We start from the raw sequence: 22,618 nt of genomic DNA on the forward strand, positions 1-22,618 counted from the left end.
TTCTCTACTTCACTCTTGATTTATTTTAATAACCAATCTCATACTTTAAGAAAGGATCTTTAATAGTTGCCCTGCCTATCTGACAATCGCTCAAGCCGGTATAAATATCAGCTGTTCCGTCATTATTTCTCAAAAGTCCGGCAGTAAAAGTCACGTCCTTTAATCCTGGCTGCTTGGCCGGCCCCTGTGGAAAGCTATCCCTTGTACAAATAATTTCACATGGCGACATTTTTAATGTGATTGGGTCGAATACAAAGGCCATGCTATAATAGTGTAAAACAGCTTGTCCATCTATCATTTCTTCCCGGCTTTTATGACCGGCTATGGCAATCCGATTGTTGTTCATAAGCTGCAAATGATTACATCCGCCCCACTCTCCGCTTGCAAACTGCCCTTCTATAATTGGCGCATTTTCAATACTTTTGGCAGTAACCTCCGAAAGAGAGTTCTCTATTGTAAAGCCAATCATGGCCTTACAGCCATACCTTTCAAGTATCTTATCCCCGTGAGGCCTTGAGAAAATGCCAACTCTGCCATCAGCCAACTCAATGAGCCTTATATCCTTCATATCTCCGGGTCCCGTCAAAAACAAACTCAACCGCTCTATACTTTTTCCCTTATAAAAATCTGTGCACCAGCTTACAATCCGGCCATTTTCCCAGAATACCCTGACTCCTCCCAATATAAGCTCATCACCAATTACGGTTACAAAAGGATCCTGAAGCTCAAACACAGGTGAATTTGGTCTTACAACCCATTTGTTCTGTTGTTTTTTAAAAAATACCGCATTGGAACGCTCACTATCTCTGGCTTCCACTCTGCACACAATTATTTCTTCATCATTCCACTTAAAGGGCACAGAGGGATTATAAATATCCTTATTTTCAAAACCTTCAAAGGCTACTATTTCACTTTTTAAGACGCTTTTTGCCTCATAAAAATACTTAAGTCCCTGACTGCAGGTTTGTGGCATGGGTTTTAGCTCAAGCATATTGTTGGTTCTCCTTTTTTAAGTTTAAGAAGTAATATATCAGCTCAGTTGCCGGACAGGTTGTACTGCCAAGTCCTGCCGACAACTCCTTTAGTGCTGTCGAATGCGTTATAGGTTTCAACAGACGATACCTCAATTTATCTCAAGCTAGGCTTTAAATTTTTTAATATAATTTATAAGACCAGCCTTATTTATTTTTAACACTCCGATTTTTTCATCAGCCGCGCCATAGCTGGCCAGTAATTCTTCCCCAAGCTCAATAAGTCCGGTCATAAATATACATGGTGTCTTGAACTTGTTAGGCATTTCCCAATCCTGATCAGCAATAGCCAGTCTTTCCGGACATCTGTGAGTCACCGCAGGCATGCCGCTTTTCTGTTCCTTCAGAATCATAAAGGACTGGGTATAACCAATTTCCGCATCCTGTTTTCCATGATAATTCAAGAGCCATTCGTCCTCTCCGATCTTCACAGGAGGCGTACTGCCGCCAATTCTATCCTTCTCCCACTGAAATTTTGGAACTGCAAGGACATACCTGGTTAAGCCGGGGTTGCTGAAATCCTCGAATTTATCTGCTGCACAGATAACAATGGAGGGTGGAAGCTCCTCATTAATGCCTGGGTATGCAGAAGGATTAAAAGGTCTTTGAAGCATTACGATTTTAGGCTGACCGTCTATCATAAGCCTTTCCGGAAATATTAAAACGTCCCTGTCCTCTCCAAAACACGCATCGGTAAGATTTGTTACATATGTAAAAGCCTTATCATAATTCCCTGATGCCAGGCAATCCAAATCAACCTTAAATAGTACGTTTACAGTCACATTTTCTGAAGCAGCTTTGCCATAAGGATTGTTCCGGGTACTTATCCACTCGGGAGCACACTGGGTAGGTTCATCCTTAATCCAGTAAGGTCCCGGAGGGAACATCCTGCACGCTGTAATCACATAGCATTGATCTTCAAAATAAAATAATCTCGGATCCTCTATGCAGCCGTTTGAGTAATTTACAACCATTTCACCCTTATAATTTCGAATTAAAATCTTATCAATATCCATTTCTACTTTTGGAGAAATGGCAGGCCGATTGGTATCAAACTGCCACGACTCACCATTATCATCACTCCAGCCATAGCCTAAAAATATGGGATAGGGTACTGGCTTTCCTTCTGCCCTCTTCTTCTCCCAGGGACCTGTTGCTCTAAACAGCATATGGATACGTGAAGATTTTTTGTCTTTTATAATCGCTGGATTTAAAACCATTTCAGAGGCCCAATTGCTTTCAAAAGGCTTTAAAACCAATTTTTTTGAATGTATAAAATTATAGTTCATGAATTTCTCCTTGAATGCTGGAATGACTGATTAAATTACATTTTTACAGATCCGGCAGTTAAGCCGTCAATAATATATCTCTGTAAGTACAGGAATAAAACAACAAGAGGAAGCGCTACGATAATAAGCCCCGCAGTCAATTCAGTCCAATTTGTTGAATACTGACCCGAAAAAACAAATAACCCTTTAGTTATTGGAAAAAGCTTTTCGTCGGATAGGAAAATAATTGCTTTTACTATATCATTCCAAATACCTATGGCAGTTAAAATGGCCATGGATGAAATTGCCGGTTTGGAAAGAGGAATAATAATTTTAAAGAAATAAGTAAAATAACCGCAGCCATCGGTAATAGCCGCTTCATCCAGGTCAGTGGGTATTCCCTTCAGATATGAGACAAAGAACATTAGGGCAACCCCGCCAATGGATAGCATGGCAATAATATATCCCAGCCTTGTATTGAACAATTTTGTTTTTAATAATATTTGAAATAAAGGTATTGTTCCATCGGGAAGGAAAACTCCAATCATCATAAAAAAGTATAGGCCACTGCTGAATCTTACGTAATTTCTTGCAATGGGAAACGCTATCAGCAGCGAGCAAATCAAAGATAACACAGTTGCTGCTGTAACATAAATCAAGCTGTTTAAAATATAAAACCCAAAGTTCGCTTTCTGCCAGGAGTTCACAAAATTTTCGATAGTAGGTGAAAAAATTAATCCCAGCGGATTGGAGAGAAACTCTTCGGGCAACTTAAATGCAGTAAACACTACATAACAAAGAGGAACTATAAATATGAGCATTGCTATCAGTATACTGAAATAAACCAGAAACCTGGAGGTTAATTTTCTCATTTTAGTCCTCCCCATTCACTTTGTTCATCAGGTATCTCGAACCAACTGTTATTATCAGAATAAAGGTAAACAGAATTATTTGCATAGCCGCAGCCAAGCCTTGTTTTCCGGCATTCGGATCAAGGGTACCCATTCCAAATGCCACCTGGTAAACAAACATGGAAAGGGTTCTGGTTTGAGGAGTACCGCCTGTTGTCATCAGAATTATCTGAAATGCGGATAATGAACCAATTATACATAGAGACAAATTAACCATTACAGTAGGCCAAAGCATTGGCAATGTAATTTTCCAGAATGTTTGCCATTCATTGGAACCATCTATATTGGAAGCCTCATAGATATCTTCAGGTATATTTTGAAGTCCTGCGATAAATATTACCATTTCATAACCCGCACTCATCCATATCTGACAGAATATTACCAATGGAAAAGCCCATTGATAATCGCCAAAGAAACCTGAAGATGCTCCAAAAAGATTAAGAAGCTTTTGAGCAGGGCCATCTATAGAAAAAAATAGTTGAAAACAAAATGCAGTAACGGTTACACCTAGAATTGTGGGCATGAAAATTACCGTTCTATAAAGATTTCTGTAATTAACAAATTTTCTGCATAGAATTACTGCCATGAAAAGTGAAAACGCCGTTTGAATAATAGTTGTCGATATACTGAAAACAAACGTCTTTTCCAAGGCCTCTAAAAAATCTCTGCCATTGGAAAGGAATATCAGTTCTTTATAGTTGTTCAAGCCTATAAAACTCCAGGCCTTGCCAGGTACCTGTGTAATATCGGTAAAAGAAAATATAAACGTTCCGATACTGGGAGCCACAAAGAAACAAAAATACAATAACAATCCCGGCAGCATCCCTAATAGAATCATTTTTTTATTAAATAGGAATTTCCCTGTCATAAGCAATCCTTCTTTTTTGAAATATTTAGGGCTTTTGCAAAAAGACTAATTAACAAAAGCCCCATTCTCTGACTATTTTGATTTATTAGCTGCTGCTGCTTTTTCAAAGTCCTTTTGTGTAAGATCCGCCAATTCCTGAATTGTTTTTATGGATCCGCCTGCCGACTTTAAGAATTGTGGGTTAAAGCCTTTGTTTTGGGCATATTGACCAACACCTACAGGAATTCTGTACTCCAATTCCCAGGAATTCTTAAGATTCGATGTATATGGAAGCAAGCTTGCCAAAAATTCGTTAGTAATGTTTACGCCGTCCATTGTAGGAATAAATCCAACCTTATTGACAAATGCAGTATAACTTTCCTTATCAGATAGCATTGCCAGCAAATTTAATGCATTATCTTTATTTTCAGATTTATCGTTAACCGCAAAAAACAAGTCAAACTTGCCCTGGAAGTTTACGCCCTTATTTGTACCCGGCATTGGGAAATAACCAAACTGGAAGTCTTTATTGGCTTTTGTGATTTCACCCGCCTGCCAGGCACCGTCCGGAAGCATTGCAGCTTTGCCTGAAACAAATCTGCTTATTACAGCCGAGTAAGGAATGCTCATAAAGTTCTTTTCCATGTTATTGTTGATGAATTCCATTCTTTCAAATACCTTTAAGCCATCAGCATCATTGAATTTCTTTTCACCGGTCCACAAACCTTTTGCATATGTAGTATAATCTATATCCAGGCCTGCCATTACATCATTGACAATCATTTGATAAGGCCATTGATCCTGACCGCCGCAAGTCATGGGAGTTATGTTCCTTGCTTTTAATTCAGCACACAGCTGTTCAAACTCCGCCCAGGTTTCCGGAAGCTTTAAGCCTTGTTCATCAAACAGCTTCTTATTATAGAAGATACCTGTTGTTGCATTGGCACCGGTTGAGATGGCATATACCTTGCCTTTATATGTACCAGCTTTTGCACCTGTCGACCAGTTTGCAACCCACGGTTGATTTGTCAATTCGGTAAACACACCTGAGTCAATTAATTGCTGCCACTCAGGAACTGCACCCGGAGCCCAATCAACCTTTTCTCCGACAAATCCTCCTCCCATTGTTACGATATCTACGTCATTTGCCTGTAAACGAGTCCTTTGTAAAGTTGGATAGTTGTCAGTATCAACAACGCTCATATCAACCTTTACATTTGGATACTTCTCCATATATTTCTTTGATAACTCATTGATAGCGTCTACTGAGCTTTGGTTACTCCAGGTAATAATCCTCAGAGCGGATGGCTTTGCCGCTGCCTCTGCTGAGGTTGCTGCAGTGCTTTCACCTGCTGTTGAAGCCGTTGCCTTTTCCCCGGTCTTTCCACATCCTGCAACTGTTACAACCAGTGACATGGCTATTGCAGCAGCTAAAATTCTTTTAATAGAAGTGCCTCTCATAATAATCCTCCTTTAAATTTTTGAATTGCAATTCATTTTATATGTAAATATTAACAACCTAATTTACATTTGTCAATAATATACTTGAAATAATTTAATAATTGCAACTAAATTTCAATTGACATTTGTTGATTTGTGCTAACTTTATATAATTTTTACAGTCTATTTTGTCTATTTTATCTAATTAAATAAAACTTTTCTTTAGGCAGAGAGATTTGCCACCAGTCATTTTCGCTTTACATTTGACTTTACAATTGTAATTTCAAGTTTCTTGTCTACTTGACTAATAAATTTGTCGAAAATTGTTTACTTGACATATTACTTTACATACAGTATTGTATTACTGAAAGGCGGTTGAAATATGACAAACTTAAAAAAAGTATCTATGAAAGATATAGCCGAAAGGCTAAACATATCAAAAAACGCTGTATCTCTGGCACTAAACGGCAAACCCGGCGTAAGCGAGTCTACAAGAGACCAGGTTTTGGATCTGGCGAGGAAGCTGAACTATGCCGGATTTACGACTGATGACTCGGCATACAATTGCAGAAACATACTTGTTTTTATCCCTGAATACATAAAAGATGATAGTTTTTTCTATAACGATATCTATTGGTCAATAGACAACTATTCAAAGTCACATGGATATAACTCGGTAATGGCCACTATTTCAAGCCAAATGCAGGAGAACCTGTCATTGCCACCCATACTTACCCAATTAAACATTGCCGGTTTTGTTCTGGTAGGTATTTTTAATGAGGATTATGTAAAGTTTATACTTAAGCAAAATGTTAAAACCATTTCGGTTGATCACTACTACAGTAACCTAAACATGGATTGTATTGTTACAGCCAATCTTGAAGGAGCCTATACATTAACTAAAAAGGTTATTGAAATGGGACATACAAAAATAGGTTTTGTAGGTTCAATCAATGTGACATCAAGTATATTCGAACGCTGGTGCGGTTATCAAAAAGCATTGATTTATTCGGATATAAAAATCAATTATGAATACAGCATAACCAAAACTTCTCCGTTGGGCATTCTTTTACATGATCCGGATGAATTGTATGATGAGTTAAAAAGGCTGAACGAGCTCCCCACGGCCTTTGTATGCGGTGGAGACAGAATAGCGATAGCATTGCTGGAAGCATTAAAAAAATTAGGTATTTCGGTGCCGGAGGATATATCAATTGTCGGTTTCGATGATATAGCGTTAAGCAGCTTTGTTTCTCCTAAATTGACAACTATGCAGGTAAAACGGAAAGAGCTGAGCAAGGTAGCTGTTAATCATTTACTGAATAAATCGGATATCGATGACGAAAATGTTAAGCTTTCAATATATCCCGAATATATTGAAAGAGAATCCTTAATCAAGGCGAAGGGGCTGTAAGGTCCTTTCCCTCATTACCGTTCCAGCATGCCTTTAAGGGCAAAAAAGATGCCGCTTCAACCCGGCGGGCCCTGGCGGCATGATATACCTTGTTCAAAAACCATAAATGGTTTACAGCCTTTATTCTGCCGGCTCCCATTTGCAACGGACCGGAGATACAATGGCATTTTCCTTCTTCAATTCTTTAAATGCATTATCAATCTCTTTGCGGTCCAATCCGGACAATTTCTCCACTTCACCGGCACTTACGGGGTGTCCCGCTGACTTCATTACTTCCAATACTTTTTCTTTAACACTCATTTTACCGTCTCCTTGTACTTAATTTAACACGTTTCACCAGTTAATCCATCTCTTAATACTTTATTTTACCCTATTGGTAATATTGTAAATCAAAAAGTTGGTTTATTTTATATATTTTTATATAATCATATTAGAATGTTATCTATCTCGAAAGAATAATAAAATTTATAGAATTAAGGAGGATTATTAAGCATGCTGTATGACATTTTAAAATCCAGAAGAAGCATTAGAAGGTTTCAAAACAGGGAAGTAGAAAAGGAAAAAATAGATGTAATTCTGAAAAGTGCCCTTTTAGCCCCTTCCTCACGGTCCATAAGACCCTGGCAGTTTATTGCCGTCACCGACGGAGAACTGCTCCGGCAGCTATCTCAGTGCAGGGAACCCGCTCCGCAGTTTCTGGCAGGCGCTCCCCTGGCAATTGCAGTGATAGCCGACAGGGATTCAAGTGACGTATGGATTGAGGATACTTCCATCGCATCAACCATCATTCAATTGACTGTACAGGATTTAGGCCTGGGTTCCTGCTGGATTCAGGTAAGGGAAAGATTCCATAACAAGCAGGAAAGCGCCGGGGAGTATATCGGAAAAGTGCTGGAGATACCCGAACAATACAGCGTTGAATGTATCATTGCCATCGGTTATCCTGCCGAGGAAAAAAAGCCTTATGAAGAAGACAGCCTGCAATATCACAAGCTCCATTACAATAAATTTTAAATTTCACATACAGGACGACATATGCCCATATTTGCCTTTCTTTCTACTTGCCTTTCTGTATGCCTTCAAGATGCGCGCCGCCAATAACATGGCCGTCTATGAGAGGAAGTAGTTCTTCAAAACCGGAGTAATTCCGGTTTGCGGGCACTACTTCGTCCAGCGCATACAAATGAAACCAGTACCGATGTATCCCGTGCCCCGGCATGGGTCTTGGACCATGGTAGCCCAGCCGGCCTTTTCTGCCCGGAATAAAAGTGATCTCCGCATTGCCGGGCGTCAGCGCCCCCTCATGCAGTTTTTCAACAGTGGGGTCGAACAAGGCAGTCATGTGCAGGATGGGCTTCTTCAAAGGCACATCTATGTCCTCCATCACCAGAAGTAATTGCTTTGTACCCTGGGGCGGCTTTGTCCAGCCAAGTTCCGGAGAGATATTTTCTCCCCGCCCCACTCCGGCATGTTTCTCAGGTATTTTCCCGCCGTTGGGAAAGGCAGGGCTGAATAATTCAAATACTTTCCCGGTCGAAAGCTGTGAATAGTGTTTGCAGGCAGTTTGTTCACCCGCATGTTTTCCCCGCAGCAGCCAACCCAAAGGTGTTACCAGCACTTCAATCAATCCCATTTTTTCAATCCCCTTTCTACAGATTATCAGTTCCTATTTTTCTTACCGACCTGTCAAAGACTACAAGAACCACCAGGCCCACAGAGATCACCACCTGAAATACAGCCATATAATGCAGTTCTTCGGTGTGGGCTCCATTGTGCAGAAAGGCACCGTTTGCTGCAGATGCAAGCATGGCCCCAAGATACTGGAAGGTCCTCATAAGTCCTGTGGAGGAGGCCAATTGCTCAGGCAGGGCCTGATGGTACAGCGCGTTCTGATTTGCCAGGTTATTGAGGCCCTGGGGAATCCCTACGATGCCCGTTACGATTAAAAGAATGACAATTGCCGAATCCTCCCGCAGAAACAGGATCAGAACGAAAGCTATAACACAAGCCGCCGAGCCAAGCAGCAGTTTCATAAATATCCTCGGGTTCTTTCCGGTAATTCCGGTTACCAGCAGCGCGGCAGCAAACATGGGAATCGAGACGGTTCCTGATACCGATGGGCTGAGTCCTCTGCCCTCCTGCAGCCATTGCGTGAATCCGTAAAAAAAACTGTAGCAGGCGGTTGCCGTCAGAAGAGTACGGATATACGTGGCAATCAGCGGCCTGTTCCCCCTCAGCACACCCAGCGGAATAAAAGGTTCCGGGGCTGCCCTTAATTCGTAGTATGCAAAAATGGCCATAGCCGCTATGGCTGTTATCAATAAAAAGATAAAATCAATATGCGGGTTCATTAGAAATAAAAGCAGGGTTATCATCATTACTGAGAATAAACCTATTCCCACATAATCCAATTTTAGACCGTTTACACTTCCACCTTCCGCATCGGGGTAATAAATGCTTCCTAAAATAAGACAGGCAGCCGAGAGAGGCAAATTTATAATGAAAACACTTTGCCAGCCGCCCATTCCTATGAGGAGTCCCCCCAGCACAGGGCCTGCAACGGCAATTGACTGATTGGCGACAGACAGCATGGTCAGAATCCCGGAAGGGCTTTTTTCCCCTGTCCTGCCCGCCTCCCTGCGGATCAGATACATGGCCGAAGGATATCCGGCACAGGTTCCGAAGCCTATCAGCACACGGGCTGTGACCAGCCACCATATATTCGGTGCAAAAAAGGCAATTAAACTTGCAATCCCTAATAAGGCAGTACATATCTGATATAAAATTTTCGGCCCCAGGGTATCTATCAATTTTCCAACGACAGGCTGCCCGATTGCCGTAGCCAGATACAGGGCCGAAACCAGCCAGGCCGTTTGCGACGGCGGGGCGCCCAGCGCAGTTCCTATCGGAATCAGCGCAACCGACATAATTGACGAGTTAACCGGATTTAAGACCGAACCCAGAATCATGGGAGCATATAATTTGCGGTTAAAACCATTTGCTTTTTGACTGTCCATATAAGCTTTCCTTAAATGTTATAAATATTCATGTAAAATAATATCTACATTTTAATCCGAAGGAAGGCCAAACACCATGGATAATATCAAATTTCATGGACATTCTTGTCATGATATTCCGAAGGACTTATACCTTCGGCTTTCTTGAAGATTCTGCTGAAGTAGAATTCGTCAGAGAATCCCAGGAGGTGTGCAATCTCTTTTACTTTTTTATCTCCCTCTATCAGCAACACTTTAGCCTGATCGATTTTTATCTTATTGAAATATTCAATTACAGAATATTCCGTTTCCTCCCTGAAGATTTTAGACAGGTGAAAGGTGGATATCTGCACCAGCTCTGCAAATTCGGCCAGTTGAATTTTACGGTGGATATTTTCACACATGTATTGAATTATTTTTTCAACCTTCAAAGAGTCGGAATAATTTGAGCTATGATTATATCTATTTTGGAAAATGGCAATAAACAGTTCCTGGAGCAGTGTTTTGGAAATAAACTCATATCCCGGGCCCTTTGCTCTCCATGTATGCACCAGTTTTTCAAAAGCAGCCTCGACCTGATAAAGATTTATCAGCTGCTGTACCGGCTGAAAGGTGATTATTGCAGTATCCCCGGCGATGCTGTATATTCCGTCGCATAATACAACATTTACGTAATCAAAAACCACAGACAGAAAAGTTACCGGTTCCTCCACACCAATTTCTATATCTCCGGATGAAGCCAAATAATAAATTAATGTCCCCTTTTTTAAATAGTACTTTTTTTCACCAATAACTATTTTCCCCTTCCCCCCGGTAACCAGCACCAGTTTATGATGCTTCATTGCTTTGGATATCCTCCGGGGATATGTCATATATGCATCTGACCGGCTGCCATTGCAGTACAAAATATTAAAAAATAAATTATTGGTATTCATATGTCCTCCGCAGTCGAAGTATCCTGTTACACTCCCCCGGGTATTTTTTCAAATACCCGCTTCAATATAAAAAATAATACCATATGATACCTTTGTCAAGACAGCATGTATACATGCCGCCTTTTAAAAGTTTTCTATATGGTATAATCCAACTGGGGCTGTGCGCTGGCGAAATGCAATTTCTCCAGTATATTGCTTCTGATGGACAGGAACTCCGAGCCTCCGCGGTTGCGCGGATGCGACATTTTTATGTCTAAGATCTCACTGATTTTGCCGGGACGCGGTGTCATGATGACAACACGGTCACTAAGATAAATTGCTTCGTCAATATCATGCGTTACAAGTATCATTGTTGTATCGTTTTCCTTGCGGAGTTCAAGCAGCTTATCCTGGATATCGGCGCGGGTGAAGGAGTCAAGGGCACCCATGGGCTCGTCAAGAAGAAGCGCCTTCGGTTTGTTTATCAAGGAACGGGCAATTGCCACACGCTGGGCCATACCGCCGCTTATCTGGTGCGGAAAGGATTTCTCAAAGCCCTGCAACCCGATTAAAGCTATATAGTGACCAACCTGCGCCTTATTCTGACCATAGACATGCCTTGCTTTCAAGCCTGTGGCAATGTTCTGTTCCACTGTCAGCCAGGGGAACAGCCCTCCCTGTTGAAAAACATAGCCCCTTTGCGGATCAGGAGCGGTGATTTCTTCGCCTTCGAGCAGGAGTGTACCCGTCTCCGGCACATCCAGACCGGCAATAAGACGGAGCAGTGTGGTTTTTCCGCAGCCTGACGAACCTATGACGGATACAAATTCCCCCCTGTAAACGGTGAGGTTAATGTCGTTCAACGCTTCCACAGTGTTGTCCTTGTCATCAATATATGTGCGGTTGACATTTTTAATTTCTATTATCGCTTCACTGCCCATCACTTTTCACCAGACCTTTCTGCCACCTTAGAACGCGTCTTTGAATCAAGCCCATGCCCTTCATAATCAGGCTGAACAGCACGGCCATTACTATAATGGCAGCAAAAACCTTGTAATAAGCGCTCCACACCTTTGACGCGTTGATGTAGTAGCCCAGCCCGCCCGGCTGCCCCATCATTTCGGCCATAACCAGCGTTGTAAAGGCAAAGCCGTTTGCATTTGATATACCGGTAAAAATCTGCGGCATAGCGTGAGGTATGGCCACATGAAAAACAAGAAACGGCGTCTTCGCCCCAAGCGTCCGAGCAACCTCAAACTGGGGTCTTTGAGTGCTTTGTATGCCCTGTGCCGTAAGTGATGCAATTGAGAACCATGCGCAGATCACAATCAGAAATGCCGCCGCCGAAAAGGGTGTGGGAAACAATGTCAGTGCAAACGGCATCCATGCCACCGCCGGAATAACACCTGTTATTTTTAATACGGGATACACCCAATAATACACTTTCGGAAACCAGCCGATAAGGATACCGGTTCCCACCCCAAACACCACGCCGAGTGTGAAGCCGACAGAAAACAAACGGAGAGAATACAGCGTATTTTGCCAGATATAATCCCCCTCGATCAGAAACGCCTCGATGATTCGCGCCGGGCCGGGAAAGAAGGGCTGCGGCAGCAATAATAATTTTGTGCCCAGAATATCCCAGAGTGCCAGTGCAATACCCACTGCAAACCGGAACGGCGCACGCTTTGAAAACTTTACCCGCCTGTCGGCACGGAAAAAAGAACAGCCGGCAATACCAAGATATAAAAGAATAAGCACCGCAAGTACGATCCGGTACGCTTCATTGATATTGATAACCAGTGAGCCATAGGCATACGCGGTTATTTTTACGTCGGCAAGCTGTCTGAATAATAAATTGGCAAGTACCGCCAATATAAATCCCGAGACTGTAAATACAGTCAGCAGGATAAATCTCAAATCCGATATATGTTTTTTGCCGTTCCGCCCTTGCTTTAACAAGGGCGGAACGGTTGATTCTTTAATTATACTCAAGGCAGGCGCCTCCTATTTCCCCAGTGTCAGGTCCACTTTTTGATATGCTTTTTTTACGAATTCATCGGGATTGGTTTTCAGGTATCCGATATTGTAGAGCTCAGTCGCAAAATAGAGTACATCTTTTCCTACGTCCTGCTTATTGACCTCATGGTCATGCTTTGAAGGATACTGATAATGCTTCACAAGCTCCACGGCAAGTTCTTTGTCCTCAATAGCGGAGTATTTCCTGTCAATGACAATCTGAACAGCTTCTTCCGGATTTTCAGCAATCCAGTTCTGTGCCTTGTTGTAGGCTCTTAGCAATGCGGCTATTTTTCCGGGCTCTTCGGAAAGGACTTTTTCAGAAGCGTAAAGGAAGCAGCAGTATTTACCTGCGAAGGTGGGGTCGGTGGAAAGATCAAAGATGACCTTGTAATTCCCGGTCTTCTCCTGAACCGAACCGAACGGATCCCATAGAGCCGCTACATCGATATCGCCCTTTTTGAGGGCTTCCACTTCAAGGTTACCGTCGTCAAACGGAAGAAAGGTCACTTCACCGTCCTCGGGCTTTGCTGATATCCCGTTCTTCTCAAGCCAGACCGATGCAACCTGGTGCGGCGTGCCGCCCACTTCATCAATGCCGATTTTCAGACCCTTCAGATCTTTAACGCCGCTGATGGGCGAATCCTTCTTCACAAGAAACTTGATACAACCATTGTGCAGGCCATCCACAACTTTCACCTTAACGTCATTTTCAATTGAAGGGAAGAACTGGAAATCACCGTTTACAATGGGGATTGTGCCGTTGTTCAGACCGATTTTGCGGGTCTCTGCACTGGCCGAGATAAGGGTTACATCAAAACCTTCCTCGGCAAAAAAGCCTTTATCATATGCAATATAAATGGGAACTCCGCAGAGTGCGCCGTCCTTGCCGGGTATGTCGATCTTTCCGTATTTGAATTCGACCCTGGCAGCTGTTGACGTATTTGCGGGAGTGGCACTGTTATTGCTCTCTTCAACCGGTTTGCCCGCACAGGCGGTCAGCAATATGCCGAGAGTTATGGCCAGCGCCGTAAGGCCTGCAATTTTTCCTGATCTTTTTTTCATGATTTGTTTGCCCCCTAATATTTTTATTATGTACCGCTTTTCAGCGGATAAATTTTTCAAAATTGCAAAAATAAAAACCGGAGGTTTAAAAAACATAAATTATGTTTTTTAAACCTCCGGTTAATCCAGTCAGTTATATCTATTAAGTTATTATCTTTATTACCCGTTTAATGCTTTTTATAGAATTAAACAATGTACCTTCTGTCAAGTATATATTAGTATACATATCTGATTACTATTCTTTAAAGAGTATTATATACCCTTTAAACATTGGTGTCAACATATAAAACATATGCAGACTAATTTCTGTTCCTGAAAGCAAAAAAAAATGTCATTCCGTCCGCAATTTAATGGGCACAAATATGTCCAGTTGCTTATATCCAAGTCCACGGTTCATCTTCTCGCCTACGATCATATGGCACATCGTCCTGTGTCCTTCACGCTCGTCAAGCTCAAATCCACTATTGTCAATCCACTGTTTAATCCCCATGGATACTGCGTTTGCGTATAGCCTGCCTTCAAATTCAATTATTTCATACCCGTTCGTATCCTTTTCCGTTACCCAGTCTTCAACTGCATATAACCACATTCCTCTGCCATCTTCTTCAAAAAACATAAAGTCAAGCGGTGAAAATGATATGCCTTTTCGCATTTTGTCATATTCACAAAACCATATATCAAAACTTCCCAGAACTTCATAATACCTGAGGGTTCGGGCAGTCACATCATACCGGCTTGATACCTCCTTGATTTTCAATAAATCTGCCATAGTGTGTTTTCGTCCTTTCATCTCTATTAAATATATAATAATTGCTTCCCCAACGGAAGAGTCAAGAGGAAAAATAAGCCATTATTAAATTTTATAGAAATCACTTGACATTAATTGATAATGATTGTAATATTCACTTAGCTAGTTAGCATACGCTAACCAGTACATAATAATTTACCTTATATAACCAACATAAGAAAGGAAGCATTATGAAATTTAAAAAACTTCAATTAATTTTTACAACTGTAATAGTATTCTCACTTGTCTTATCAGGCTGCACAAAATCAACATCCTCCGATGTTACTGATACCTCCGCTTCTCAAACATCTGCGGCAGGAGAAAGCACTGCCGCCGTTTCTGAAGCTGCATATCCGATTACAATCAAACATGCTTTTGGAGAAACTGTTATAAAAAGCAAACCCGAACGCGTTGCTACCATCGCCTGGGGTAACCAGGACCTGCCCCTGGCTTTAGGCGTCATCCCTGTGGGTGTTTCCAAAGCCAACTATGGTGTTACGGATAATAGCGGACTTCTACCCTGGACCCTGGCAAAATTCAAGGAATTGGGTGTAGATAATCCTGTTATTTTTGACGATGTTGCCGGTTTGAATTATGAAGCCATCAGCGATGTCCGGCCCGATGTCATTCTGGCAGCATATTCGGGTATTACACAGGAAGAATATAATTTATTAAGTGAAATCGCACCTGTTGTGGCTTATCCGACACAGCCCTATCAAACCTTCTGGCGTGATCAGATAGTGATGGACGCAACCGGTATGGGTATGAAAGCCGAAGGTGAGGCACTGGTCAGCGAACTGGAAGCTTTCATTAAAGAAAAGACCGGCAATTATCCGCAAATCTCGGGAAAATCAGCTGCTTTCTTCTATTTCACCCCGACAGATTTAAGTAAGTTTTATGTGTACCTGCCCAGCGATCCGCGTGCTGCATATCTGACAGACCTGGGCATGAAATTACCTGAAAGTGTTGCTAAACTGGCAGCTGAGAGCAATAGTTTTGCTCTGGAGGTAAGTGCGGAAAATGTAGATATTCTTCAGGACATTGACATTATAATCACCTATGGCAACGACAAATTACTTGGTGCACTGCAGGCGGATGCTCTCGTCGGAACCATTCCGGCAGTCAAGAGGGGTTCTGTAGCGGTAATTGAAGACGGTACGCCTCTTGCGGCCTCCGGAACACCAAGTGCACTTTCCATCCCGGCAGCCACCGATGATTATCTTCGCGTTATTGGAGAGGCAGCTGATAAAGTAAAATGAAATCCTCTAAAATAATTGCCTTGCTGGTTTGCAGTATGTTTATCCTCTTGGTGTGTATTTTGGCTTCCCTGGCCTTTGGGGCACGCTTTGTCAATTTTCCCGACGTGATAGACATTCTAATTCATTCTAAAAAAACAAGTTTAATAGATATTGTAGTTCATGAACGGATCCCGAGAACTGTTTTTGGTATTATAGCCGGAGCAGCGCTCGGAGTATCCGGCGCCCTTATGCAGGCAATCACACGCAATCCAATTGCAGACCCCAGCATTCTGGGCGTCAATACCGGCGCTTCCTTGTTTGTGGTCAGCGGGATGGCCTTCTTGCATATCGGTTCATTCAGCCAGTACATATGGCTTGCTTTAATGGGAGCAGCGGTTACGTCCCTGTTTGTCTATGGAATCGGATCTCTGGGTTATGGCGGCGCAACCCCAATCAAGCTTGCTTTAGCCGGTGCGGCAACCAGTGCTGCCCTATCCTCTGTGGTCAGTGCGGTAATCCTTCCCCGTACCGAAGTGATGAACGCCTTTCGCTTCTGGCAGGTGGGAAGCATCAGCGGCGCCACCTGGGAAGGCATATATACGATACTTCCTTTTCTTATCGTCGGAATGCTCATGGGCCTGCTGGTCAGTCCTGCCCTGGATGCCCTTGCCCTGGGGGACGATGTTGCAACAGGTCTTGGTGTCCGTACCGGAACCATCCGGCTTATCGGGGCACTGTCCGGTGTCCTGTTATGCGGTGCAACAACCGCTCTGGCCGGACCTATCGGCTTTGTCGGCTTAATGGTCCCACATACCATGCGGCTGATCTGCGGCCCAAATCTCCGGCTTGTTATTCCCATGTCGGCAGTGGGCGGAGCTATCCTTCTGACCATATCCGATGTTCTGGGAAGACTCATAGGCAGCCCTGGCGAACTTGAGTCAGGAATTGTTACTTCGTTCCTGGGTGCTCCAATACTTATTATCATTGCCATGAGAGCGAAGGTGCGTACATTATGACAGTAAACAATTCAGATATAATCAAATACGGATACCGCCGCAGACAGCTCCGCTGGACCCTTGTGACCATTCTTCTGGGTATGCTGGCTTTTGCACTTTGTGTTGCAGCCCTTTTACTCGGAAATACCATATATCCCCTTGATACCGCATTAAGAGTCCTCCTTGGTGAACAGATACAGGGGGCTACTTTTGCAATCGGCACTTTAAGATTGCCCCGGATGCTTTCAGGTCTTTTTGTTGGAATGGCCTTCGGGATAGCCGGCAGTACTTTTCAGACAATGCTGCGGAACCCTCTGGCCAGTCCGGATATCATAGGCATATCATCCGGTTCCAGTGCTGCGGCTGTTTTTTGCATACTTGTTCTCAAAGTAAGCGGCACCCTTGTTTCAATTGCCGCCGTCATCGCAGGGATCATGGTGGCAGCGTTGATTTATGTGCTCTCCAGGGGAGGCAGTTTCTCAGGTGGTAAGCTTATTCTCATCGGCATCGGTGTACAGGCCATGCTGAACGCAATTATCTCTTACCTGCTGCTGAGGGCTTCCCAGTATGATGTTCCGGGTGCGCTCATATGGCTTAGCGGCAGTCTGAACGGCATCCGGATGACCAGGATACCCGTGCTGTTCCTGGTTATTGCCATCTTTGGCATGGTCATTCTATTTCTTGGAAGACATCTCAAAATCCTGGAGTTAGGCGAGCAGTCCGCTGTCACCCTTGGAGTCAGAACTGATTTAACGCGGCTTTTACTGATTTTGAGTGCAGTGCTGCTGATTGCCTTTGCTACTTCAGTAACAGGACCTGTTTCCTTTGTAGCTTTTCTTGCCGGTCCCATAGCAGCCAGGCTTGTCGGCATAGGTGCACCAAATGAATTGCCTTCAGGCCTGGTAGGCTCCATACTGGTACTGGGAGCTGATTTGATCGGACAGTTTGCTTTCGATACCCGATTCCCTGTCGGCATCATCACCGGTATTCTGGGAGCGCCATATTTACTCTATCTACTTATCCGCATGAATAGAACAGGAGGGTCGGCATGAAGACTGCGCATTTATTAAAAACCAATAATATTGTTGCCGGATATGATAAAAAAATCATTATTGACGGTATCAATATGACAATTCCAATCAATAAAATCAGTGTGATCATCGGTGCTAATGCTTGCGGCAAGTCCACCCTGCTTAAGACACTTTCCCGGTTAATCCAACCTGTCTCCGGGGAAATTGTCCTCGGTGAAAAGAAGCTTACCGACATACCTCCAAAGCAATTGGCAAGAGTTCTCGGGCTCCTTCCCCAATCACCGGTTGCTCCGGAAGGCATTACCGTTGCGGATTTAGTCGGGCGCGGCAGATTTCCCTATCAATCCTTTTTTAAAGGACTGGGCAAAAAGGATTATGAAGCAGTTGAAGAGGCATTGGAAATCATGGGTATCACAAACCTGGCAAACCATAGTGTCGATCAACTCTCGGGCGGGCAGCGCCAGCGTGTATGGATTGCCATGGCCCTTGCCCAGCAGACCGATATACTGCTCCTGGATGAACCCACGACTTTCCTGGATATAAGCTATCAGGTTGAAATACTTGATTTACTGACCGATCTGAACAGAAACAGGGGTACCACCATCGTCATGGTCCTGCATGACATCAACCTGTCGGCAAGATATGCGGACTATTTGTTCGCCCTCCGCAAAGGAAAACTCATAGCCGAGGGTACGCCTTCCGATATCATTACCGAGGAATTGATCAAGCAGGTCTTTGATCTCGACTGCCAGGTTATCCGTGATCCTGTATCCGACTCCCCTTTTATCGTGCCGAAGGGAAGGCATCACGTGAGCTGCTGAATGAACAGTATCTATAAATTTTTAGGAGCCTATCCCAATTAAACTTTGGTATAGGCTCCTAAAAATTCAGTCAGTTGTGAAACCTTGATAAAATAAACGGTTCATCTGCTCGGAGACGCGGTCATAATCATTTCGATAGTTCATAGCTTTTTCAGTAATAGAAACAAAAATTTGTAATACTTTGTAATACAATTCTATTTGATTTCACGGGATAATGCTAGTACCCATTATTCCCGTATGGGCTTACAGTTATATGAAAAGGATTTTGGGACTGCAATGAATATTGCTCCGCCCCCTCGGTGGAATACCACGGGTTTTCGAAGTACATGTACCTTTTTAGTATCATATTGTAAGCCATTCCGTTGGTTGGGTCTGTATTATCTATAGGTTTGTCCACCCATATACCCGATGCCCCATACGCATAAGGATCTCCTGTAAACTGCAGGTCTGTTTTTACCTGAGGGTTATTGTTATCCAAATAATATGAAGTATAAGAAAAACCAGGTATGTCGCTGCTTATATTATGAACAGTCACCAGAGATCCCTGATCTCCGCCGGCCATCTCCCATTTAATCGGCCCCTGCATCAAAGTATCAGGCTTTCCATCAATAATTACTCCCGATTTATTAAGGTCATTGGTATAGGTCATTCCTGCGGCTGCCGGGCTGTAATCAAGAAAATCTACAACTCCTGAAATTGGATGCACTCTAAGATATGTATTGATATCCTCCCTGTCTTCATAAAATATATGTTCTCTTTGGGTGATGAAGCCGCTGTTGGCTCCCATATAAGATCGGATTGCTCTTACCGGCCCTGAGATATTTGCTGTGAAACAGCCTTCGGCGGGGAAACCTGTAGCTGCACCTTCACAAAAAGTATCCTCGGTTCTTGTGGATACACCCGGCTTGAAGAGTTCCTTATGTCTGTCCAGAATATCAACTCCGCTGGAACTCCCTTTCATAATATGGATTTCGTCTTTGATCCACCGGTCGGAAAAGTGGCAGGAGTAGTAAGGAGTAGTGACTGCAGAATCCTCCTTATTAGGCCCGTCTCCTGTTTTATAGGTTGTTTTGTAATCTCCGGACAGCAGCTTGAAATCATATTTCACATATTGCTTTCCTGCACTCTGATCAAGTGTTCCGTCCTGCCTGAACAAGTATACACAACCGCAGCCTTTCTTATCCAGTGGATCTGAAATCACTACTCTCACTGCCGGTCCCGTTGTTACACCTGCGGGCTCGGAAAAGTCAGCCGGCATTCCCCCTGCATCTTTTGACATGAATACTATTTCATCATCACTGTCGAGGGTTTTGTCCGGGTCTCCCAAAGTAAACGTGTTTCTGTCCGTATAAGTGAGTATTGATACATCGTTTCTACCCGCCAGTTCAAAAAGTATCATAATTTTTTCACTGGCATTGTATATCTTTGCTACGCTTACTACAGCCCGTTCATCAACCTGTACGGGAATTTGCTTCCATCCTCCGTCATATTTGAAAGCAACCAATTCATCAGGATTAATACCATTTAAGGCGGATATGTCTTGTCCCTTTATTACAATGGGATCACCTGGCCTGTTGAGCGAATTCTCTTTCACAAATTCCTGTTCGGGCGTTATTTCATTACCCTGTATAACCGGACATGGTGAAGAAGGCTGTGAGAAACCGTTTTTAACCCGATCTGAAAGATTGGAAGCAGGGGCACCTTTAATTTCTATCCCACCACCCAGCTTTATCAGCTTTTCCTTTCCAAATTTCTTTACCAGTTCCTTTTCAATATAACCGTTTATTTCTTTGTGCAAGCCTTCATTACCGTCTTTCAAAGTAAATACGTTTTTCTTTACGCTCAACCATATATTGTCTGTTTCGTCTATAAATAAGTCGGCTTCAAGCTCAATACTGCAGAACCTTTTAAAAAATGCACTCTTTCCAGAAAATAAATTTACATCAAGGGATATAAATGCCTTGCTTCTTACATCTCCTGTTTCAATATCAAATTTATCGCATTGTACAGTATCAACCAAAACCTTTACAGTCCCACCCGGAAGCGTTATATCCATCACAGTTTTAGAAGCTTCCTTTTCAAGCAGCCCCTGAATTACGTTTCTCAAATTGTTAATGTCACAGGATACATAACCGTCCGGTGTTTCTCCCTCCTGCCAGAAAAAAACATTTGGTATCACCGTATTCAGATAATCCTTTATTGCATTTTCAACCGACTCGGGACATTTTGCAATCTTAAAGTTTTCCAGCCCGGTCAGTTGAATTCCCAGCTGTGAATAATCGGCACTGGCCTTTAGTTTTGCAAGTATTTTTCCGGTAAATGTAATTTTCAGCGGTATTCCAAGTATTTTTTCCACATAGTGGGCTGAAAAGTTAAAACTTATCCCGCCTGTGCCAATGTCAAATTCTATTTCACTTATATCAAACCTGTCCAGCTTCTCATTTATTATGGAATCCTCTATTGCCTTTTTATTTTTATTTATAAAATCCAGAACATATTTGTTGAATTCCTCTACATTTAATTTTTTCAGTGTTTCGGTCACTCCGGACGCTTCATTTATGAAAACCTCACTCCGGCTCTCATTCTCTGCCGCAAAGGAATACCCAAGTTGGGTAACTGTTAATACAAGTATTATAATGCCTGCAACTACAGGCCTGAATAATTTAAACATTCTTAACATTTATTTCACTCCCCACATTTCATATTTTATACAAAACTGCGCAGAAAACCGGCAAAGCACCCTTTACCAGTTTTCTGCACAGTCTCAGAGGAATTATCAATGAAAATTTTTAATTAAAGTCTTAACAGTTTAATGTACTCCCCGTCTTTCAGGAGCTGTTCTTTAAGTGCCTTGTTAATATCATCGTCAAATAGTTCCCCCAGCAAGGCAAGGTTTATTTCGGGGCTGATCTTTATTATCAGTTTATTGTCGGAGGTATCCACAAAAAGGTCAAGGTGGATATTAAAATGTGCAAGATCAAAGGATTGTGTTTCACCTGAGGAATTAGTCAATAAAACCTTTATATCCCCGCCTATATCTGAAACTCCCCTGGCAAAGGAAAATTCACTGCAATTAAGGTTCTCGATTCTGCCCTCAACAGTTCCCAGGCCATTAGGCAATTCTTTTACCAAAGATGTTTCAATGTTTTCATTTAATAATTTTGTTATGTACACAGACATTGAAGCTTCGGTAAATTTCTCATATTGGGCCGGTGCACTGTCCGACGTCCATATCGTTTTATAGTCCTTCCTGTTCAAGGAATTTTTTATTTCTTTTTCTATTTCACCCGGGAAGTTATTGATATTGAATTCGGTCACCGTAAAGTCCCCCACCCCGAAGGCAGAAGCATCGGAGGCCACAAACAGGTTGGCTTTGACTCCAAATGTTCCGTGAGTTGTTATTTTGATTATACCTTTCTTATATTTAAAGTGAGCATAGAATTTTAATGCTACAGTTCCTGTCTGGGTGTCCAGTGAAACATCATCAACCCTGAAACCGTCAATGTATTTGCATTTGTCATGGAATTCGTTTAATAGCTGACCTTCCATGCTTTTTAACTTATTAAGCAGGAAAGAATTGAGCATTGCGCTGTTCATGCTTTTTACAGTATCGGTATTAATGGATTTCATAAACTGAATGTCATTGGATGGAGCGGCATATGCAGTGAAACCGAAGGAAAAAGTAAGGCATACCAATAAAATACAGCATATCAGACGATTAATCTTTAATAAACGCATAAAAGTATCATCCCTTCATATTAATTTTATTAGCGGCCGGCCACAAACAGATAATAACAAATTTGCAATATATGGTAAAGGTGATAATAGTATCGACTTTTTT

The 22,618-nt window shown here is 42.6% G+C and carries 21 protein-coding genes; 6 read left to right on the forward strand and 15 right to left on the reverse strand.

What is annotated here, in order from left to right; genetic code table 11:
* Positions 1-25: 25 nt before the first annotated feature.
* The 5 genes from CTER_RS07540 to CTER_RS07560 form a co-directional block, all read right to left on the reverse strand.
* Positions 26-991: a DUF1861 family protein gene (locus CTER_RS07540; RefSeq protein ID WP_004624820.1), complete on the reverse strand. Its 966-nt coding sequence runs from the start codon at positions 989-991 to the stop codon at positions 26-28.
* Positions 992-1,138: 147 nt separating this feature from the next.
* Positions 1,139-2,320, reverse strand: coding sequence for a glycoside hydrolase family 130 protein (locus CTER_RS07545; RefSeq protein ID WP_004625081.1), 1,182 nt, complete (start codon positions 2,318-2,320; stop codon positions 1,139-1,141).
* A 35-nt stretch (positions 2,321-2,355) separates the two neighbouring features.
* Entirely contained in the window at positions 2,356-3,171 is an 816-nt protein-coding gene (locus CTER_RS07550) for a carbohydrate ABC transporter permease (protein ID WP_004625090.1), read from the reverse strand.
* Position 3,172: 1 nt separating this feature from the next.
* Complete coding sequence (locus tag CTER_RS07555; protein WP_004624969.1) at positions 3,173-4,078, reverse strand: carbohydrate ABC transporter permease; 906 nt, start codon at positions 4,076-4,078, stop codon at positions 3,173-3,175.
* 72 nt (positions 4,079-4,150) lie between these two features.
* Complete coding sequence (locus tag CTER_RS07560; RefSeq protein ID WP_004624897.1) at positions 4,151-5,518, reverse strand: ABC transporter substrate-binding protein; 1,368 nt, start codon at positions 5,516-5,518, stop codon at positions 4,151-4,153.
* A 361-nt stretch (positions 5,519-5,879) separates the two neighbouring features.
* Between CTER_RS07560 and CTER_RS07565 the strand changes: the two genes are divergently transcribed.
* Positions 5,880-6,911 (forward strand): LacI family DNA-binding transcriptional regulator, encoded by a 1,032-nt coding sequence (locus CTER_RS07565; RefSeq protein ID WP_004624801.1) that lies wholly within the window; start codon positions 5,880-5,882, stop codon positions 6,909-6,911.
* A gap of 120 nt (positions 6,912-7,031) precedes the next feature.
* On the opposite strand, the gene CTER_RS07570 is transcribed toward CTER_RS07565, so the two are convergent.
* Positions 7,032-7,211, reverse strand: a complete 180-nt coding sequence (locus CTER_RS07570) for a hypothetical protein (RefSeq protein ID WP_004625039.1) — start codon at positions 7,209-7,211, stop codon at positions 7,032-7,034.
* A gap of 192 nt (positions 7,212-7,403) precedes the next feature.
* On the opposite strand from CTER_RS07570, the gene CTER_RS07575 reads away from it, so the two are divergent.
* Positions 7,404-7,925, forward strand: coding sequence for a nitroreductase family protein (locus tag CTER_RS07575; protein WP_004625069.1), 522 nt, complete (start codon positions 7,404-7,406; stop codon positions 7,923-7,925).
* Between the two features lie 43 nt (positions 7,926-7,968).
* Here CTER_RS07575 and CTER_RS07580 read toward each other — a convergent pair whose 3' ends face one another.
* The 7 genes from CTER_RS07580 to CTER_RS07610 form a co-directional block, all read right to left on the reverse strand.
* On the reverse strand, positions 7,969-8,544 hold the full coding sequence (locus tag CTER_RS07580; protein ID WP_004624980.1) for a YbhB/YbcL family Raf kinase inhibitor-like protein: 576 nt from the start codon (positions 8,542-8,544) through the stop codon (positions 7,969-7,971).
* Between the two features lie 16 nt (positions 8,545-8,560).
* Positions 8,561-9,928 (reverse strand): MFS transporter, encoded by a 1,368-nt coding sequence (locus tag CTER_RS07585; RefSeq protein WP_004624884.1) that lies wholly within the window; start codon positions 9,926-9,928, stop codon positions 8,561-8,563.
* Between the two features lie 86 nt (positions 9,929-10,014).
* Positions 10,015-10,842 (reverse strand): AraC family transcriptional regulator, encoded by an 828-nt coding sequence (locus CTER_RS07590; RefSeq protein WP_004624753.1) that lies wholly within the window; start codon positions 10,840-10,842, stop codon positions 10,015-10,017.
* A gap of 134 nt (positions 10,843-10,976) precedes the next feature.
* Complete coding sequence (locus tag CTER_RS07595) at positions 10,977-11,762, reverse strand: ABC transporter ATP-binding protein (RefSeq protein ID WP_004625053.1); 786 nt, start codon at positions 11,760-11,762, stop codon at positions 10,977-10,979.
* Complete coding sequence (locus CTER_RS07600) at positions 11,752-12,816, reverse strand: ABC transporter permease (RefSeq protein WP_004624955.1); 1,065 nt, start codon at positions 12,814-12,816, stop codon at positions 11,752-11,754. The genes CTER_RS07595 and CTER_RS07600 overlap by 11 nt, the downstream gene beginning before the upstream one ends.
* Positions 12,817-12,828: 12 nt before the next feature.
* A complete protein-coding gene (locus CTER_RS07605) occupies positions 12,829-13,905 on the reverse strand; it encodes an ABC transporter substrate-binding protein (protein WP_004624895.1) in 1,077 nt (358 codons plus the stop codon).
* A gap of 331 nt (positions 13,906-14,236) precedes the next feature.
* Positions 14,237-14,674 (reverse strand): MerR family transcriptional regulator, encoded by a 438-nt coding sequence (locus tag CTER_RS07610; RefSeq protein WP_004625031.1) that lies wholly within the window; start codon positions 14,672-14,674, stop codon positions 14,237-14,239.
* Positions 14,675-14,883: 209 nt separating this feature from the next.
* On the opposite strand from CTER_RS07610, the gene CTER_RS07615 reads away from it, so the two are divergent.
* From CTER_RS07615 to CTER_RS07630, 4 genes are read left to right on the forward strand one after another with little or no spacing between them, the layout of a single operon-like run.
* Positions 14,884-15,951: an ABC transporter substrate-binding protein gene (locus CTER_RS07615; protein ID WP_004624822.1), complete on the forward strand. Its 1,068-nt coding sequence runs from the start codon at positions 14,884-14,886 to the stop codon at positions 15,949-15,951.
* Positions 15,948-16,946 carry a FecCD family ABC transporter permease gene (locus CTER_RS07620; RefSeq protein ID WP_004624858.1) on the forward strand — a complete coding sequence of 333 codons (999 nt, stop codon included), beginning with the start codon at positions 15,948-15,950 and terminating at the stop codon, positions 16,944-16,946. Before CTER_RS07615 ends, CTER_RS07620 begins: the two co-directional genes overlap by 4 nt.
* Positions 16,943-17,977: a FecCD family ABC transporter permease gene (locus CTER_RS07625; protein ID WP_004624878.1), complete on the forward strand. Its 1,035-nt coding sequence runs from the start codon at positions 16,943-16,945 to the stop codon at positions 17,975-17,977. The genes CTER_RS07620 and CTER_RS07625 overlap by 4 nt, the downstream gene beginning before the upstream one ends.
* Positions 17,974-18,777 carry an ABC transporter ATP-binding protein gene (locus CTER_RS07630; RefSeq protein WP_004624747.1) on the forward strand — a complete coding sequence of 268 codons (804 nt, stop codon included), beginning with the start codon at positions 17,974-17,976 and terminating at the stop codon, positions 18,775-18,777. Before CTER_RS07625 ends, CTER_RS07630 begins: the two co-directional genes overlap by 4 nt.
* Before the next feature lie 217 nt (positions 18,778-18,994).
* Here the strand turns inward: CTER_RS07630 and CTER_RS07635 are convergent, their stop codons facing one another.
* Positions 18,995-21,457 carry a hypothetical protein gene (locus CTER_RS07635; RefSeq protein ID WP_004625011.1) on the reverse strand — a complete coding sequence of 821 codons (2,463 nt, stop codon included), beginning with the start codon at positions 21,455-21,457 and terminating at the stop codon, positions 18,995-18,997.
* 113 nt (positions 21,458-21,570) lie between these two features.
* The gene (locus tag CTER_RS07640; protein WP_004624993.1) at positions 21,571-22,515 is read right to left on the reverse strand and encodes a hypothetical protein; all 945 of its coding nucleotides are present in this window, start codon (positions 22,513-22,515) and stop codon (positions 21,571-21,573) included.
* Between the last annotated feature and the right edge of the window lie 103 nt (positions 22,516-22,618).

The sequence above is a fragment of the Ruminiclostridium cellobioparum subsp. termitidis CT1112 genome (assembly GCF_000350485.1).
GTDB classification, from domain to species: domain Bacteria; phylum Bacillota; class Clostridia; order Acetivibrionales; family DSM-1351; genus Ruminiclostridium; species Ruminiclostridium termitidis.